The sequence below is a fragment of the Fibrobacter sp. UWEL genome (assembly GCF_900142535.1).
GTDB lineage: Bacteria > Fibrobacterota > Fibrobacteria > Fibrobacterales > Fibrobacteraceae > Fibrobacter.
In genome coordinates this window covers 22,040-39,968 of record NZ_FRBE01000022.1, presented here as the reverse complement: position 1 = coordinate 39,968, position 17,929 = coordinate 22,040, and the positions used below count along the sequence as shown (strand labels likewise).

14 protein-coding genes and 1 pseudogene are annotated in these 17,929 nt (G+C 50.6%); 7 read left to right on the top strand and 8 right to left on the bottom strand.

What is annotated here, in order from left to right; genetic code table 11:
- Nucleotides 1-189: 189 nt before the first annotated feature.
- Together BUB59_RS15845 and rpsT are read right to left on the bottom strand one after the other, a co-directional pair.
- Nucleotides 190-753: pseudogene (locus tag BUB59_RS15845) on the bottom strand (ATP/GTP-binding protein); the annotation flags it as partial.
- Nucleotides 754-979: 226 nt separating this feature from the next.
- Nucleotides 980-1,240 (bottom strand): 30S ribosomal protein S20, encoded by a 261-nt coding sequence (gene rpsT / locus BUB59_RS12475; RefSeq protein WP_073230449.1) that lies wholly within the window; start codon nucleotides 1,238-1,240, stop codon nucleotides 980-982.
- Nucleotides 1,241-1,342: 102 nt separating this feature from the next.
- Here rpsT and BUB59_RS12470 point away from each other — a divergent pair, with 102 nt between their 5' ends.
- The 7 genes from BUB59_RS12470 (at nucleotide 1,343) to BUB59_RS12440 (ending at nucleotide 10,009) form a co-directional block, all read left to right on the top strand.
- Nucleotides 1,343-2,455, top strand: coding sequence for a DegT/DnrJ/EryC1/StrS family aminotransferase (locus BUB59_RS12470; RefSeq protein WP_073230447.1), 1,113 nt, complete (start codon nucleotides 1,343-1,345; stop codon nucleotides 2,453-2,455).
- Nucleotides 2,456-2,492: 37 nt separating this feature from the next.
- Nucleotides 2,493-4,574, top strand: coding sequence for a DNA primase (gene dnaG, locus BUB59_RS12465; RefSeq protein WP_073230496.1), 2,082 nt, complete (start codon nucleotides 2,493-2,495; stop codon nucleotides 4,572-4,574).
- 57 nt (nucleotides 4,575-4,631) lie between these two features.
- Entirely contained in the window at nucleotides 4,632-5,378 is a 747-nt protein-coding gene (gene sufC / locus BUB59_RS12460; protein WP_073230445.1) for a Fe-S cluster assembly ATPase SufC, read from the top strand.
- A gap of 12 nt (nucleotides 5,379-5,390) precedes the next feature.
- Nucleotides 5,391-6,398 (top strand): SufB/SufD family protein, encoded by a 1,008-nt coding sequence (locus tag BUB59_RS12455; protein ID WP_073230443.1) that lies wholly within the window; start codon nucleotides 5,391-5,393, stop codon nucleotides 6,396-6,398.
- A 129-nt stretch (nucleotides 6,399-6,527) separates the two neighbouring features.
- Nucleotides 6,528-8,144 carry an NfeD family protein gene (locus BUB59_RS12450; RefSeq protein WP_073230441.1) on the top strand — a complete coding sequence of 539 codons (1,617 nt, stop codon included), beginning with the start codon at nucleotides 6,528-6,530 and terminating at the stop codon, nucleotides 8,142-8,144.
- A 27-nt stretch (nucleotides 8,145-8,171) separates the two neighbouring features.
- Nucleotides 8,172-9,143 carry a flotillin-like protein FloA gene (gene floA, locus BUB59_RS12445; protein ID WP_073230439.1) on the top strand — a complete coding sequence of 324 codons (972 nt, stop codon included), beginning with the start codon at nucleotides 8,172-8,174 and terminating at the stop codon, nucleotides 9,141-9,143.
- Nucleotides 9,144-9,157: 14 nt separating this feature from the next.
- Nucleotides 9,158-10,009: a hypothetical protein gene (locus tag BUB59_RS12440; protein WP_073230437.1), complete on the top strand. Its 852-nt coding sequence runs from the start codon at nucleotides 9,158-9,160 to the stop codon at nucleotides 10,007-10,009.
- Nucleotides 10,010-10,099: 90 nt separating this feature from the next.
- Here the strand turns inward: BUB59_RS12440 and BUB59_RS12435 are convergent, their stop codons facing one another.
- From BUB59_RS12435 to BUB59_RS12410, 6 genes are all read right to left on the bottom strand, one after another.
- On the bottom strand, nucleotides 10,100-11,224 hold the full coding sequence (locus BUB59_RS12435; RefSeq protein ID WP_073230434.1) for a type IV pilus twitching motility protein PilT: 1,125 nt from the start codon (nucleotides 11,222-11,224) through the stop codon (nucleotides 10,100-10,102).
- Complete coding sequence (locus BUB59_RS12430; RefSeq protein ID WP_073230431.1) at nucleotides 11,224-14,298, bottom strand: hypothetical protein; 3,075 nt, start codon at nucleotides 14,296-14,298, stop codon at nucleotides 11,224-11,226. Before BUB59_RS12430 ends, BUB59_RS12435 begins: the two co-directional genes overlap by 1 nt.
- Nucleotides 14,299-14,309: 11 nt before the next feature.
- On the bottom strand, nucleotides 14,310-14,555 hold the full coding sequence (locus tag BUB59_RS12425) for a Trm112 family protein (protein ID WP_083540326.1): 246 nt from the start codon (nucleotides 14,553-14,555) through the stop codon (nucleotides 14,310-14,312).
- A gap of 64 nt (nucleotides 14,556-14,619) precedes the next feature.
- Nucleotides 14,620-16,227 (bottom strand): glycosyltransferase family 2 protein, encoded by a 1,608-nt coding sequence (locus tag BUB59_RS12420; RefSeq protein WP_073230428.1) that lies wholly within the window; start codon nucleotides 16,225-16,227, stop codon nucleotides 14,620-14,622.
- Between the two features lie 16 nt (nucleotides 16,228-16,243).
- Entirely contained in the window at nucleotides 16,244-16,960 is a 717-nt protein-coding gene (locus BUB59_RS12415) for a polyprenol monophosphomannose synthase (RefSeq protein ID WP_073230426.1), read from the bottom strand.
- 19 nt (nucleotides 16,961-16,979) lie between these two features.
- A complete protein-coding gene (locus BUB59_RS12410; RefSeq protein WP_073230491.1) occupies nucleotides 16,980-17,912 on the bottom strand; it encodes a glycosyltransferase family 2 protein in 933 nt (310 codons plus the stop codon).
- Nucleotides 17,913-17,929: the final 17 nt, after the last annotated feature.

The following is a 17,929-nucleotide window of genomic DNA, read 5'->3' as shown; positions in this document are numbered from 1 at the left end:
TGCAGCGGGTTTTGCGGCGAAGGACGGCATACGGAAAGGAGACGGTGCAGCACTCTGGGGAGCGGGAGCGGCAGGAGCCGGTTCCTTCACGGAAACGCCATCCTTAGTCAGGGAAACATCGTGAACACCAGTATTGTTGACATTAGCGGCTGCCTGACGGAGGAAGCCCTGCTTCACGTTGAACTTTTCGATAACAAGCATTGCGATCGTCTTCAGGGTGGTCACAACGCCCTTACCGTTATGGGCGGTTGCCGGGAAGAACGGAATGTTGCGGGGATTAAGTTCAGCATTCAGTTCGTCCAGAGTAAACACATTGTCCATATCGCGCTTGTTGTACTGGAGCACGAAAGGCATATCGTCCAGATCCATGCCGTAATCCTGCAGGTTCTGACGAAGGTTCTGCAAACTTTCCAGGTTTTCAGCCTGACGGGAGCGCTGGGAGTCGGCAACGAAAACGATGCCGTCCACACCACGAAGCACCAGCTTACGGGTACTGTTGTAATAAACCTGACCAGGAACAGTATAAAGCTGGAAACGAGTCTTAAAGCCCTTGATATCACCGAGATTCAACGGCAAAAAGTCAAAGAACAAAGTACGGTCGCCTTCAGTAGCCAAGGACACCATATCTGTACGCTTGTCCTGAGGCATCTTCTGATGGATAACCTGCAGGTTGGTGGTCTTACCACTCAAGCCCGGTCCGTAGTAAACTACTTTACAGCTGATTTCACGTGTAGCAAAATTAATTGAAGACATTACTAATCCCTAACAATACTATGCGCAAATCTATAAAAAAATTTTGGATTCATTCCTTAATATATATGGGATTTTACTCCAAAAAGCAATAAAAACGACATTTTTCTCGTTTTTCTAGACAAATTTATTATTACAAAGTAAAATATAAACGACCGAAAACCAGCGCGAGTCCGTCGCGCTGGTTTTCGAGAAAAAGCGATGTTGCTTCTTAGCTGATAAGAGCTAATTATGCGAGGCTATTGATAACCTTAGCAGCCTTAGCCTTGTAGTTTGCTGCACGGTTAGCGCAGAAACCTGCACGATGCTTTGCAGCGGCCTTATCCAGCTGGCTGAACAGGTTGGGAAGTTCCTTGAGAGCTTCTTCCTTAGTTGCAGCAGTACGGATAGCCTTGAGGCTGGTACGGATAGCAGAACGTGCGGAACGGTTCTGTGCATTGGCCTTTTCGGCCTGAATCAAACGCTTTTTGCAAGACTTGTGTTGAGGCACCTTATTATCTCCGGGTGAAAACCTACTTAAAAATGTTGGCTCAAAGTTAGTAAATATTTGAAAGATTTCAAGGGGTACCAAAAAATTTCTAACTTTTGGGCCATGATTCCCTTCGTAAATCTTGTTGGACAACGAGATGCCTATAGGCAAGAACTCGAAAAAGTCGAGAAAGAAGTGCTGGATAGCGGCTGCTTCATCGGCGGTCCTCAGGTGAAAAATCTAGAAAAAGAGCTGTCGGACTACACCGGCCGGTCCGCAATTACCTGCGGAAGCGGTACCGACGCCCTGACTATCGCCCTTATGACCCTGGATTTACGCCCCGGTGACGAAGTCATTGTGCCGGACTTCACCTTCATCGCCCCGGCGGAAAGCGTGGCATTTCTAGGCGGAATCCCCAAATTTGCCGATATTGACCTAAAAACTCTGCAAATTGACCCCGCCAGCGTTCAAGGTCTTGTAAGTGAAAAGACCCGAGGGATCATTGCAGTAGACCTGTTCGGGCAGTGTGCCCCCTTCGAAAAACTGCGGGAAATTGCCCAAAAACACAGTCTCTGGATTATAGAGGATGCCGCCCAGGCATTTGGCGCCACCCGAGTGGTCGCTGGGCAAATCCAGAAGGCATGTACCTTCGGGGACATTTCCATTACCAGCTTCTACCCTACCAAACCCTTGGGCTGTTACGGGGATGGCGGAGCGCTCTTTGTAAGCGATTACCAACTAGAAGAAAAAATCCGGATGATCGCTAACCACGGCAGTCCCGGACATTACGACCACCAGATTCTAGGCATGAACAGCCGTCTGGACGCGTTGCAGGCAGGAATCCTCCGCGTCAAGCTCTCCCATCTGGATGCCGAACTGAAAATCCGTGAAGAAAACGCCCGAAAGTACGACCGTTTCTTCCTGGATGTATGGAATAATACTAGAGGATCGGACCTGCAGGTCACCCCTCAAGCTCTGGATTCTAGGAATTTCAGTACCTATGCCCAGTACACCTTGCTGGCCCAGAACCGCGAAGCCTTTATAGCCCTGTTGAAGCAGGCCGATGTGCCGTTCTGCATTCACTACCCGGAAACCCTTCAGAACCAGCCCTGTTTCAGGGGTTTACAGCAAGCCCCCTCCCCCAACGCAAAGAAGGCAACCCAGATGGCCATTAGCCTGCCGGTGTGCGCCTTTACGGATGTAGACCAGATTATCAGCCGTCTTGTCAGAGCCTAAAGCCAAGGAAGCAACGCATTTTGCTATCTTGAGCCCCGTGGCTTTTTACTCCAATGAAATCATTCAGCAGTTAAAATCTCAGACGGACATTGCAGCCGTCATTGAGAGTTTTTTGCCGTTGAAGCGCTCCGGAAATGGGCGCTATCTTGGAGTATGTCCTTTCCACGACGACCGCTCCCCCTCCATGAACGTAAACCCGTCCCTAGGTATCTACAAGTGTTTTGCCTGCGGAGCCGCCGGTGACGTTTTCAAGTTTGTGCAAGAGCACGAAAAGATGGACTTTAAGGGAGCCGTGGAATGGGTAGCAAACTTTTCTCACTTTACGCTGCCTCAGCTTGGCGCCCCCGAAAATGCGGAAGCCATCGAGGAACGTGAACAGGTCCGAAAGCTAAATGAACTGGCCTGCCAGTGGTTCGAGCAGCAGCTCACCATGAGCGAAAAGGCGATGGCCTATCTGAATAGCCGCCACATTACAGCGGAAACCCGCCAGAAGTTCCACATCGGTTACGCCCCCGATGGAAGAGAAGGCTTTATTGGTTACGCCGTCAAGAACGGTTTTTCTCCGGCGGACTGCGTGAAGGCAGGCCTTGCTGTAGAGAAGGAACATGGAGGCATCTCCGACAAGTTCCGCGACCGCCTGATGATTGCCATCCAGAACATTTCCGGCATGATCGTAGCCTTCGGTGGTCGCGACCTGAGCGAGAACAAGGACCCCAATTTTAAGCCGGCAAAGTACATGAACAGTCCGGAATCCGCCCTCTATCACAAGAGCGACATTCTGTTTGGACTTCATCACAGCCGCCAGAGCATTGCGAAAGAAAATGCGGTCATCATCGTGGAAGGCTACTTCGATATGATTAGCCTCTATCAAGGTGGGGTTACCAACGTGGTAGCCGCCTCCGGAACCGCCCTGACGGAAACTCACGCCAGCATTCTTGCCCGCTATGCCAAGACCGCCTATCTAGTTTTTGACGGAGACGCCGCCGGACAAAAGGCAACCATGCGCAGCCTCGAGATTGTGTTGCCCAAGGGAATTGCGCCCCGAGTTTTCGCGCTGTCTAGACCCGACGGAACAAAGATCGACCCTGATAACTTCGTGAACGAACAGGGTCCAGACGCCTTTAGAAGGGCACTTACAACCGCAGATGACTGGCTGAACTATCTGGCTAGCCGCAAGGACCTGCGCAGTCCCGAAGAAAGAGCGGGCTTTGTCAGTTACGCAAAGTCCCTAGTCAAGAGCATTGCCGATCGTGAGCTTCAAAATCAATACTTGAAGCTCATCTCCGAACGATTCAATACGGACCGTTCCCTGTCCCAAGTCCGCCCCCTCAAGCAGGACAAGCGCCCTCAGCAGGCTGCGGCACCCCAAGTGCAGGAAGCGGCCATCCAGTGGCACGCCATCCCGCCTATTGAAATTCGATTCGCCAATTTGCTGTTGCGCAATCCGTCCCTGATGGAACGTGCGCTGGAATACTTCGACATGGACTGGGCCGCCAGCGGCATCCAGATGTTCGAATCCCCCCTGGTAGACGAATTCGTCAACACCATCGTGGCGTTGTACGCCGAAACAGGAAGTCACAACCCGCAGGTTCTTTACGAAAGCGTATCTAAGGAAATGCAGAGCTTCATTGAAGGTCTGCCCGACGAGCTATGGAAGCCCCCTCAGGAAATCTACGAGTTCTACCAGACTCTGACGGTGCTTTCCACAAAGCTTTGCGACCGCCAGAAAAAGGAACTCCCCCTGGATACCATGGAACGTGTGAACACCCGCATGAAGATGACCAAGTTCACCCAGGGAATGCAGACCATTAACAACCTGCTGAACGCGGAGAAAATCCAGATTGACGCCTTTGCAGATCAGGTCGTGCGAAGCAAGGCCCAGCTGATCCAGTTCCAGGCAGCCCTGCCCGAAATGCAGAGCGCCCCGCAGGAAACGTACCAGTCTGAGTCTTACCAAACGGAACCCAACCAGATGGAAACGCCTCCCCAGGAATTTGATCAGCCGGACTTCGGTCCTCCACCCGATATGCCGCCCGAGGCCATGGAAGAACCTCCCGAAGAGGAAGATTATTCCTACGGCGCAGACGAATTCAACAACGACGACGATATGGGATTCTAGGATCACAGAACCTTGAGACCGGCGGACACAAAAGAAAAGTTTATAAACGAGGAAAACATGTTAAGCATCAAGAACCTTAAAGCAAGTATCGAAGACGGAACCCAGATTTTGAAGGGTATCAACCTGGAAGTAAAGCCCGGCGAAGTCCACGCCATCATGGGTCCCAACGGTTCCGGCAAGAGCACCCTTTCCAAGGTGATCGCAGGCCACCCCGCCTACACCGTGAACGATGGCGTTGTGGAACTGGACGGCAAGAATCTGCTTGACATGGAAATCTGCGAACGCGCCAACTCCGGCCTGTTCATCAGCACCCAGTACCCCACCGAAATTCCGGGCGTAAACAACGTGGAATTTTTGCAGATGGCACTGAACTCCAAGCGTAACTTCCTGGGTCTCCCGGAAATGAGCGCCGAAGACTTCAAGAAGCTCTGCGAAGAAAAGATGGAACTTCTGGAAATGGACAACCGTTACCGCGACCGCGGCGTCAACGAGGGCTACTCCGGCGGCGAAAAGAAGCGTAACGAAATTCTCCAGATGGCAATTCTGGACCCAAAGGTTTCCTTCCTGGACGAAACCGACTCCGGCCTGGACATTGACGCTCTGCGCATCGTTGCAAACGGCATCAACCACATCATGAGCCCCGAAAAGGCCGTGATTCTCGTGACCCACTACCAGCGTTTGCTGGACTACATCAAGCCCACCTACGTTCATGTGCTGCGCCACGGCAAGATCATTTTGAGCGGCGGTCCGGAACTGGCCTTGAAGCTGGAAGAACAGGGCTACGACTGGATCGAAGAAAAGTAACTGAGGCGACGAATGAGCTATACCAATACTGAATTAGCACAGGCCGCCCAGGCTCGCATCAATGCCCTTGGCATGCCCAAGCGCAATAACGAGCTGTGGAGTTTCTTCCCGGTCTATAAGATTCCCAATATTCTGAATACGCAGGAAGGTTCCGCAAGTATTTTTGAAAACGAGACGGATATCGCCGCCCTTTTGCCCATTGCAAAAGCGGCTCCCGCTATGAAGAAGGATTTTGCGGAAGGCGAAACCGAAATGGGTCTCATCAAGAGCCGCGACGATTTCGGCCACAGCATTTTCACCATCGGCAAGAACGCCAAGATTTCCCTTGAAATTCTGGACAACAAGGTTCAGCACGAAATTGCCGCCGAACGTTTCGACATCACCGTTGAAGAAGGCGCCGAGCTGGAAATTTTCTTTGCAAATCCCGCCAACGAATTGCCCCTGCAGTTCCGTCACTTTGTGATCAGGCAGGCCGCCAACTCAATCGTTCATTTTTCCAACATCCTGCAGGACGCTGGCATTGGCCGCATCAGCATTGATGTGGATCTGAACGGCGAAGGCGCCAACTTCGATTACCGCAGTTTGTCCATATTGAAAGGTTCCGCCAGCAAGCATCAGCGCTTGACCATCCGTCATAACGCCCCCAACACTGTCAGCTCTCAGTTCGCCCGCAACCTGCTGGACGAAAGTTCCTACGTAAGCTATGACGGCAGCGTTATCGTTGGCGATCACTGCAGCCAGGTGAACTCCAGCCAGCTGGTAAACACCATCCTGCTGGGCGACGAATCCAGCGTTTCCGTAAAGCCCGTCCTGAAGATTTATCACGACGACGTGGAATGCACCCACGGCAACACCTGCGGCGAACTGGATAACGACCAGATGTTCTATCTGACCAGCCGCGGCATTCCCACCGCCACTGCCCAAAAGATGCTCATGAAATCCTTCGCCAAGGAACTGTTCCTGCCCCTAAACGATGGCCCCGCCAAAAAGAGGTTGATGCAGGTTCTAGCAGGATTGTAAAAAACAAACCCTTAAACATTCAAAGGTCGCACCATCAATGGCGCGGCCTTTATTTATTGAAATGGATTTTTCATAAGAAATCCCATATTTTGGCACTCCTGTGACACGAAAACTTTATACATTGGTAGTATGAAGTTTGTAACTAAAATTCTTTGTTTTTTGGCTGTATTTGCTGCATTCGCCTTTGCAAATACCGCTAGTCAAGATTCCTCGACTACGGCTCGGAATGACAAACATATTGTCGAGGCAGCAATTGCTGCAACCGACTCCAGCCTCCCCGGCCCTGTAGCCACAGATTCCACCGCCAAGGCTGCTGCGAAAAAGCACGCTGTTTGGATCAAGCTGGAAGGTGACGTGGAACCGGCCATGTACGAGTTCTGCGCCCGCGCCATCGGTGAAGCCCTGGAACAAAAACCGGACTACATCATTTTCGAAATCAATACTTTTGGCGGTCGCCTGGACGCAGCCTTCGACATCGTGGATACCATCATGGCCGTTCGCGGTCCCCAAACCATTGCCTTCGTGAAGAAGAAAGCCATTAGCGCAGGTAGCCTCATTGCTCTGGCCTGCAACAAACTTTATATGATGGAATCAACCACCATCGGCGACTGCGCCCCTATCCTTCAAAGTGCTGGTGGCGCCCCCCAGATTATCGGAGAAAAGGTTCAGTCTCCCCTCCGCGCCAAGTTCCGCAACCTGGCTCAGAAAAACGGCTATCCCGAATTGCTGACCACAGCTTTCGTAACTCCGGAACTTGAAGTTCTGGAATTGAAGACTAAGTTGGATGCAGGCAAGAAAACCGCCCGCGACACCACCATGGTCATTGAATCTCCCAAATACGCCGTCATGAGCGAAGCCGACAAGAAGTTCTGGGGTTCACCCAAAATTCTGGTGAAGGAAGGCGAACTTTTGACCATGACCGATAAGGAAGCTCAAGAATTAGGATTCTCCCAAGGAACTTTCCCCGGTCGCGACGAATTTGAAACAGCCCTATCCATTGAGAAGAAAAGCGAAGTGGAAACAACCATGGGCGAAGACATTGCTAACGCCATTGCAGCCATCAGCGGACTCCTGCTGATTCTCGGCTTCGGCGCCCTCTACATCGAGTTCAAGACTCCTGGTTTTGGCTTCTTTGGCATTGCAGGTATCATCCTTATTGGTGTTGTATTCCTAGGTCAGTTCGCACCCCAGCTGGACGGCATGCTTCCCGCAATCCTCCTGATTGCAGGCGTCATTCTCTTCCTGGTGGAAATTTTCGTGATGCCTGGTACATTCCTCTTTGGTATCGGTGGTATCATCTGCATGATTATAGCTCTTGCTACCAGCTACGACCCCGGCAATATCCCTGAATACGTTCCGGAGGCCGCCGAAGAAACATTTGACGCACTTCCCTGGCTGTTCGGTTTATTCTACATGCTTGTGTGCGCGGCCATCGCCCTTGTATTCCCCATTGCGGCTAGCAAGTACTTGATTCCCCTTCTGCCCGAAGGCTGGACTCCTATGCTAAAGACCGACCTTGAAACCGCAGCCTCCCCCACGGAATCAATCCAGGAGATTGCAGTAGGAACCATTGGCGTGGCTAAGACATTCCTTCGCCCGGTGGGCCAAGCAGCTTTTACAACTGCCGATGGTACAACCAAATTACTGGACGTACATACCCGCGGGGAAATCATTGAAGCAGGCCAGTCCATCAAGGTGGACGCCGTTCAGGAAGGTCACATTTTCGTTTCTGCAAATAACAGCTAAAAGCATTTTTAACATAAAGGATCACATATGGATACTCTCGTAACCGTAGGCATTATTATTGCCGCTATCGTTGTCATCATTCTGCTCGCCTTCGTAGGCAAGTTCTTTAGCCTCTGGCTTCAGGCATTGTTCTCCAAGGCAAACGTGAGCATTTTCCAGCTCATCGGTATGCGCCTTCGTAAGGTTCCTCCCCAGGTGATTGTGGAAGCTCGTATTCTTAGCTGCAAGGCGGGTCTCCCGGTGGATACCAACCTGCTTGAAGCCCATTACCTTTCCCGTGGTAACGTGCTCCGCGTGATCCAGGCTCTTATCGCCGCAAACAAGGCAAACATCAAGCTGGACTTCAAGGAAGCAGCCGCCATCGACCTGGCAGGCCGTAACGTTCTGGAAGCAGTGCAGATGTCCGTGAACCCCAAGGTCATTACTACCCCCAAGGTTTCCGCAGTGGCTCTGGACGGTATTCAGCTCCACGCCGTGACCCGTATTACCGTTCGCGCATCCATCCAGAAGTTGGTGGGTGGCGCAGGCGAAGAAACTGTGATTGCCCGCGTTGGCGAAGGCATCGTGTCTTCCATCGGTTCCGCACAGAGCCATAAGGAAGTTCTTGAAAACCCCAACATGATTTCCAAGAAGGTGTTGGCTTCCGGTCTGGACGCAGGTACCGCATTCGAAATTCTCTCCATCGATATCGCCGACGTAGACGTGGGCCAGAACATCGGTGCAATCCTGGAAACCGACCGCGCAGAAGCCGATAAGAAGATTGCTCAGGCCAAGGCAGAAGAACGCCGTGCCATGGCATTCGCCGCCGAACAGGAAATGAAGGCTAAGGTCATGGAAATGAAGGCAAAGCTGGTGGAAGCAGAAGCCCAGATTCCTATGGCTATGGCAACCGCCCTTCGCGACGGCAAGCTTGGCGTTATGGACTACTACAACATGAAGAACATCGAAGCCGATACTCAGATGCGCAAGGAAATCGGTTCCGCTCCCGAGGCTAAGTAATTAGAGATTAGCCCATGGAAGGTTTATTAATTCTAATCGCCATCTACGTTCTTCCCGTGATCGTCAAGAAGGTGATTGAATCTCAGAAGAAAAAGTCCGAACCCCCTCGGGACACCCGACGGGAGACTTCTTCCGACGCATCAAGCCAGCCCAGGCGCCAAGGCAACCTGCAAGATTTGATTCGTCAATTTGAAGAAGCCCAACGTCAGGCAGCCCAAGGGAACGTAGAGCCGCCAGTTCCTCCTGTGGATGAATACAGCGAAAACTACGATGACAATGAGGACGAAAGCTACAATGAAGAGGATGAGGAAGTCGATTTGCCGGTAGTCACGCCGGCAAACCCCAACCGCATTACCTTCAGGGAAATTGCCGAATCCGTCATCCAGTGGGAAGAAGTCTGTGTGGAGTACTTGCAGCAGGCCTTCGGGTTCTCCGAAAGTACCGCCCAGCAAGTTCTCACAGAACTGCAGGCCCACCGCATTGTTGGCCGCGACATGGGCGAAGGCTACTGCGACCTTCTGGTACACGACAAGGTGGAACTGGACAACCTATTCAAGCGCGAACAACGTGATGAAGAGGAGCGCCAGGCCGCCAGTGCACAGGAATCCGCCCTCCAGGCCCGTCGTGATGCAGAACTCCAACACCAGAAGGAATTGGCAGAACTGGAAGAACGCGCCCGTCAGCTTCGCGAACAGGCCGGTCAGATAAACGACGGATCCGAATCCATCGGAGCCCCCTGCCCCACGGCAGAACACAGTAGACATGCCCGCAGCTTTAACAAGGCCGAAATCCGTCGCGGTTTCGTATGGGCGAAAGTTCTGGATGAGCCCCGCTTTAAAAAGAAGTGGAACTCCCGCGTAAGATAACCCAGCAGGTTTTCTAAGCCAGTTCTAAAAATACATACAGAAAGGCGCTCCTTACGGAGCGCCTTTTCCATATTCGTATATCGCAGAGAATTACATCCAGCCGCGTTCAGAAGTACCAGAGATACCGCGAATCTTAAGATCGAAGTCATCCGGATTGGTAGCAGCAGACATTGCCGTTTCCAGAGAAATCTGTTCACTTCCGTACAGTTCAAGCAGAGCCTGGTCAAAGGTCTGACTATGATACTGCATATGGCCTTCAGCGATGGCCTGTTCAATCAGGTCATTCTTGGTCTTATCCTGGATGTATTCACGAATTGCACCAGAGTTCACCAGAATTTCTGCAGCAGGAACTCGTCCGTTGCCATCCTTAGTGGGCAGCAAGCGCAGAGAAATAATGCCAGCCAGAACTTCACCCAACAACAGACGAATTTCGTCATGCTGGTGAGGCGGGTACATGGAAAGCACACGGTGAATGGTTTCAGTTGCGTTGGTCGTATGGATAGTTGCAAACACCATGTGGCCCGTATCAGCAGCGGTCATAGCGATCTGCATGGTTTCAAGGTCACGGATTTCGCCCACCAGCAACACGTCAGGGTCCTGACGCAAAGCGGCACGCAGAGCGTTTGCATAAGACAAGGTATCCACCCCAATTTCACGCTGGGAGATAATAGCCTTGTTATCCTTGTAAAGATATTCGATCGGGTCTTCAACGGTAATGATGTTCACCGTTTCCGTCTGGTTAATGTAATCCAGCATGGAAGCAAGTGTGGTGGACTTACCGGAGCCCGTCGTACCTGTCACGAGAATCAAGCCACGCTTGGTCAGAGCCAATTCGCGGATGACTTCAGGCAGGTGCAATTCTTCGAAGGGAGGAATCTTAGCCTTAATATGACGGATCACAATAGCGATCGTACCACGCTGACGGAACACATTCACACGGAAACGTCCCATATCGCGGGCGCCCACGGCAAAGTCACATTCCTTATTGGCTTCAAAACGCTGTTTCTGTTCGCGGTTCATGATATCATCCAGGAAGGAATCCATCATCATACCGTCCACACGAATATCAAAAAGTTTCTGCAGAGAACCGTTAATACGATAAACCGGAGGAACGCCCACACGGATGTGCAAGTCAGATGCCTTGTGGTTTACCATTTCACGAAGGAGCTGCTCAATGCGGAGAGTCCTCTGCTGCTGTTGCGGCTGATCAGCCATTACCCATTACCTCCAAACTTTTCCTTGTAGAGTTTTTCAACTTCGGCCATACGGTTGGCAATTTCCTGATTTTCAGGTTCCTTTTGAGCCAAATCCTTATAGATATCCAAAGCCTTACCATAGAGGCCCTGATCGAAATAAATTTCAGCCAGAGTTTTGGTATTCAAGCTTTCGTCAATTTCCTGAGCGCCACGATTCAGCGGGGCATCCGGATTATTGATAAGACCGGCGGAAACTTCGTCATCGGAATCACCAGACATGAGGAAATCCACACCGCTATTGGAAGGCTTATCCTGATCCAGAGTCAAGGAATCGTCGTCCATTTCAAATAAGCCCTTGAATGCGCCAGAAACTTCGGATTCCAGAGAATCCAGATTCTGCATTGCAGGAGTATCCTGTGCGGATTCAACAGCAGGAGCTTCAGCCCCGTTTTCAGAAGGCATGGACAAGTCGTCGTCATCGCCGAACAAGTTGCTAAAGGACTTGTCCAGATCGGATTCCAGCTTGCTTTCAGAAGCTTCTTCAAATGCGGCGCCAGTGGCCTGCTGATCATCTTCAGCGCCGAACGTTAGTTTGTCTTCACCATCCAAGGCCGGGAGATCAAGATCATCCTGATCGCCAAACATGGAGGCGAATGCGCCACCCATTTCCTGAGCCAAGTCAGAAGCATCTTCCTTCTGGACAGAGGGCAATTCCAATTCTGCTTCAGCCTGATCCACCTGTTCTGCCAGAGTTGCAGTTTCTTCAGGAGCAGTTTCTACAACAGGTTCAGCAGGTTTTTCTTCCGGCAGGTCATCGTCATCGCCAAAGATGGAACTGAAGGCGCTATCTACGGTAAAGCTAGCTTCAGATGCAGGAGCAGGTTCTTCGGCCGGTGCGGCAGGTTCATCATCCAGAACGAAATCCATTGCGGAAGTGATCGCGGGAGCTGTCGGAGTTTCCACTTCTTCCACCATAGAAGGTTCTTCGGCAGGAAGTTCAAGAGATTCTTCTGCAGGAGCTGCTTCTACAGGCTTTTCTTCAGGGAGATCATCGTCATCACCGAAGATAGAGTTGAAGGCTCCATCAACACTCAGGGCGCCATCATCTGCAGGCTTTTCTTCTGCAACTTCAGGAGCAGGAGATTCTTCAACGACTTCAAGGGCAGGTTCTTCTGCAGCAGCAGGAGCGGGGCTCCAGTCGCCAAGGGCAGGTTCTTCTGCAGGAAGTTCAAGAGATTCTTCAGCGGGAGCTGCTTCTACAGGCTTTTCCTCCGGGAGATCATCGTCATCACCGAAGATAGAGCTGAAGGCACCATCAACACTCAGGGCGCCATCATCTGCAGGCTTTTCTTCTGCAACTTCAGGAGCCGGAGATTCTTCAACGACTTCAAGTGCAGGTTCTTCTGCAGCTGCAGGAGCGGGGCTCCAGTCACCAAGTGCAGGTTCTTCTGCGGGCTTTTCCTCCGGAAGATCATCGTCATCACCGAAGATAGAGCTGAAGGCTCCATCAACACTCAGAGCGCCATCGTCTGCAGGCTTTTCTTCCGCAACTTCAAGCGCGGGAGTTTCTTCAACAACTTCAAGTGCAGGTTCTTCTGCAGCAGCAGGAGCGGGGCTCCAGTCGCCAAGGGCAGGTTCTTCTGCGGGAAGTTCAAGAGATTCTTCAGCAGGAAGCTCCAGACTTTCTGCAGCAGCTTCTACAGGTTTTTCTTCGGGAAGTTCATCTTCGCCAAAGATAGAGTCAAAAGCATTGTCCACACTCAACGGCTTATCTTCAGCGGGAACGTCCAAGCTTTCTTCAGCGGGAACATCCAAGCGTTCTTCAGCAGGAACATCCAGACTTTCTACTGCAGGAAGTTCAGAACTATCTTCTGCAACAGGAGCACTCTGGGGTTTTTCCTCAGGCAGTTCGTCATCACCGAAGATAGAACTGAATGCATTGTCCACGCTCATAGGTTGGTCTTCGCTAGAAGAACCAAACACCATGGAGGCATTAGCAGATGCACTTTCATCCACAGGAGTTTCATCCAAAGCACTTGAACCAGCTGTAGAGGTTTCCTCAGCTTCCAGATCATCATCCAGACCAAAGAAACTGGCCATAGCGGAATTCACGTCATTGCCAGAAATATTATCATCCGCCGGGAATTCTTCCAAAGGCTTGTCCGCAGTATCTTCTGCAGAGATGGTAGCCATGGTCTGATCCAGAGATGCAGTCAGGTCTTCCATCATGGAATCTTCGGCTGCATCGCTATTGGGAAGCATTGCGGCAAGAGCGGCAAACGGATCGTCATCGGTAGACTCTTCCTGAGCAGGAGTATCAAAGACGCCACCCAGAGAGTCATTCAAGGATCCACCAAAGCCACCACTGAGAGGAGCTTCAAGAGATTCTTCTTCCTCAGGTTCATCAAAACCCTTGCTGAAAGGACTTGCGGATTCAGCAGACTGATCATCATCCAGAGAAAGTCCAACAGAACTTGAGGACTTTTCAAACAGGCCGCCGTCATCTTCAGAAGACTCTTCACTAGATTCAGAACCGAAGGTATCTTCAAAGGACTTTTCGAAGGTAGAATCGTCGCCACCCAAGAAGTTCCCAGATTCCTGTTCGCTAGATGTAAACAGGCCGCCTTCTTCCTCGGGCATGCTGAAATCAGCATCGGACATGGTCATATCCGCAGCCACAGCAGCAGCAACGGCAGCAGTTTCCACCACATCGTACTCATCCTTCCAGAAGGTATTCAGGGGGTCCATGTCGTGGTAACGACGGTAACAAAGGTTACGTTCGGGAATATTGCCCAACTTGTCGTAGGCATCACCCATAATTTTCTGGCCGGCCAGGCTGAAAGTATCCTTCACCAGGATTGTTTCACACTGCTGGACACATTCCTCGTACTTTTCCTGCTGGAAAAGAATCTTGGCACGGACGATCATGGCTGCCACATCATTGGGGTACAGCGCAAGGCCGTTATCCACCCTCTGGAGGGCTCCGTCCAAGTTACCGGCGGCGCGTTCCAGATCGGCAAGCCAAGCAAAAATCTCGGACTTGGCGCTCTTTCTGCCAACGGACTTTTTAAGAGATTCCAACGTTACCGTCATATTTACTCCTTCTAGAGCATAATAGCTTCGTCAGCCAAAAGAACCGGAATATCCTCACGGACAATATAAGCCCTGGAACCATCCTCGGAAACCAGGACTTCAGTCAACTTTTCTGTAATCTTTTCGCCGGCTACATTCTTCAAAGTACCAGCTTCAATTGCGCTGTTCAAGGTAGCCAGCAGTTCATTGTTTGCAGGCTTAAGGGCACCCCTGGTCTCGGGGCAGCACAGAATATCCAAAAACTTAGAGTCGATCATATTGCCTTTTAATGATAAATCACTATAGGCAAAAAGATAACTTATTTTAGGACAAAAACTTACGTTAATGGAGATATTTCAGGTTTACTAGGGCAAAATTGCCGTCTTTGCCGTTTCCCACCAGCAAAAACACCCTTAAACCCAGCTTTTCCAGGTATTCAATACTGAAAGGCTCACGATAGCCAGAAGCATTGGATACTACCAAAAGTTCACGGCAGCCGGTGCGGTTGCAGACGGATTCCATCTGGTCCAGGGTACCCAGGAGATGCTGACGGTTCCCTTCAGAAATTGTTTCCGGATTATTGGTGACGCAGCCCAGGATTTCGATACCGGGAATCACATTGTAGCGGTCAAACCAGTTGTCCAGAGAATCTTCGGAACCACCCAGCAGGATGGAACGATGACGTTTTTTGGCAAAGATTCGATAAAAATAGTTTATCCAAAATGCCACGCGGCGCCAGGCCTTGAGAGCCAAGGGAATACCCAAAACAAGGATCAAATAACAATACAGTTCATTTGAATCCAGGATAGAACAAACGCAACCTCGATTACTAAGAAAAACAATATAGGCAAGGGAACCTGCAACGGCCAAAAAATTTATCGGCACTAGGTGACATATAAACTTTTCACCATTCAATGATGCAGTACTATATTCACCACGTAAGGCCAAATAGAGAATATTTACCACTAGGACGCTCAGGAACACAACATCAGTATTAACGAAACCGTCGTAAGGATCATTTTCAACGCAACACGCAATCAGGGATACACCAAAAATGAGGATTACATCGAGAATAATCTTCCAGAACTTGGGAATCAGGCGGGAGAACATGCCCACGAATGCCGCAAAAAGAATACCTAACGAAACCAACAGAGAGGGTACAAAATACAGGTCCTTGTGTTTTCTCACAAAGATCAACATGGCCTGGTAGAAATCCACGTAGGATTTCCAGCGACGGGTCTTACAACTCTGGCCCTTAAAATGCAGAATGTTGGTTACAGGAGTGTAATAGTTCTTATGGCCGGTAGCCTTTGCCCTAAAGCAAAGATCCAGGTCTTCACCATACATGAAGAAATCTTCGTCAAAGCCCTTCAATTCCCTGTACAGATCGCTGCGTACGCAGAAGAAGGAACCACTGATGGCATCCACTTCCGTCACTTCGTCCGGATCAGCGTAGGTCATGTTATAGGAGGCGAACAGCTTGCTCTTGGGGAATAGTGCCGCAAGACCAATAGTCTTGGAGATGGCGGAGAAGGTCGTGGGGAAAGAACGACGGCAAGCCAACTGCAGGGAACCATCCTCGTTCAGGATTCGAGAGCCTGCCAAGCCAGTTTCCGGATGTTCCTGGACAAATTCCAACATCTTGCGGAAGGAATCCCTGGAAACAATGGTATCGGGATTGATAAAGAACAAGTAAGGCTTGGTCGCAGACTTTACAGCAAGATTGCAGCCCTTGCCAAAGCCCAGGTTTTCCTTGGAATCCACCCACTTGACTTCGGGGAAGAAAGCCTTGATTTCAGCTGTAATAGGTTCCGGAGATCCGTTATCCAGAACAATGACTTCAACATCAACATCCTCGCTTGCATCGCGGACGGACTTAAGACATGCAGGAATAAAATCGCTAGAGTTATAAGCGACAATAATAACGGAACAGGAATAATCAACAGCCATTACGAAAACCTAAAAATTATGCCAGGCCCAGACGGAGCTTGAGAACCAGGAAGAACGCTTCAGAAATAATACCCCCGCTCATCTTGGAGGTACCGCGGGTGCGGTCCGTAAAGACAATGGGGATTTCCTTTACCGTCAGGCCCTTCTTGCGGACCTTGAAGGTGGTTTCAATCTGGAAGCAATAGCCATCGCTTTTCATCTTGTCCAGGTTCAGTGCCTGGAGGGCGGCACGGCTATAGCACTTGAAGCCACCCGTAGCATCGCTAATGGGAAGGCCAGTCACAATGCGAGTATAGACGTTTGCACCGTAGCTCAGGATCAGACGCTTCAGGTCCCAGTTTACCACGCTAATCTTATTGTCAAGATAGCGGCTACCCAGCACCAGGTCTGCACCATTTTCGGCGGCATCCAGGAATCGAGTCAAGTCAGCGGGATTATGGCTGAAATCGGCATCCATTTCGAACACGCGCTGGAAATCACGTTCCAGAGCCCACTTAAAGCCAGTGACGTAAGCAGAACCAAGACCCATCTTGCCCTTACGGCGAAGGAGGTGAATGCGAGGATTCTTTTCAGTTTCTGCCTGGACCATATCGCCAGTACCATCGGGAGAACCATCGTCCACCACCAGGATTTCCAGACATTCATTCTGCTTCAAAATTTCCGCCATAATTAGAAGGATGTTTTCCTTCTCATTGTAGGTAGGAATAATCACCAAACTCTTAGGGTACGCCATATATCCTCCAAAACACAAATCATTTTGCAGCAGAATCTTCAATGGATTCTGCAACAGGGTAAGTTCTCTTTCGGTTACCGTTCATCATTTCGCCCAGGAGACCCAGGGAAATAAACTGAACGCCCATGACCAGAGCAAAGCCACCAGCAAGAAGCAGAGGACGCACATGGAGTGCACCCAGCTGAATCCATTCGTAGGCAAAGTATCCGGTCACGCCAAGCCCAATCAATATACAAATCAAGCCCAGCAAACCAAAGAAATGAAGCGGCTTTGTTGCAAAACTTTTCAGGAACATGAGGGATAGCAAATCCAGGAAGCCCGAAACCAGACGGGAAACTCCGTACTTAGAAACGCCATGGACGCGGGCACGATGAGCCACCGGCATTTCAGTAATGCGGAAGCCCTGCCACTTTGCCATCACAGGAATAAAACGATGGAAATCGCCGTACAGGTCAATAAAGCGGACCACGGAACAGCGGTAAGCCTTAATACCGCAGTTAAAATCGTGAAGACGCTTGCCACATACGGCGGAAACAGTCAAGTTGAACAGTTTGGAAGGCCAAGTCTTGTGCCAGGGATCCAGACGACGGATCTTCCAGCCGGAAACCAGGTCGTAGCCATCTTCCAGGATCTTGATCATCTTGGGAATTTCCAGAGGATCATCCTGCAAGTCGCCATCCAGAGTTGCCACATACTTACCCTTGGCCTTAGAGAAGCCAAGTGCAAGACCAGCGGCCTTACCGCAGTTGAACTGGAAGCGATAAGCCTTAGTGAAGGGATATTCCTTCGCAAGGTTTTCAATCACTTCCCAGGTATTATCGCGGCTGCCATCGTCAACGATAATGACTTCGTACTCATAACCCGTGGGGGCCAGAGCTGCCACAATTTCCTTAAACAGTTCCGGAAGATTTTCGCTTTCTTCCTTAACCGGGATAACAAGACTTAAATCCATAACAATATCAACTTTCA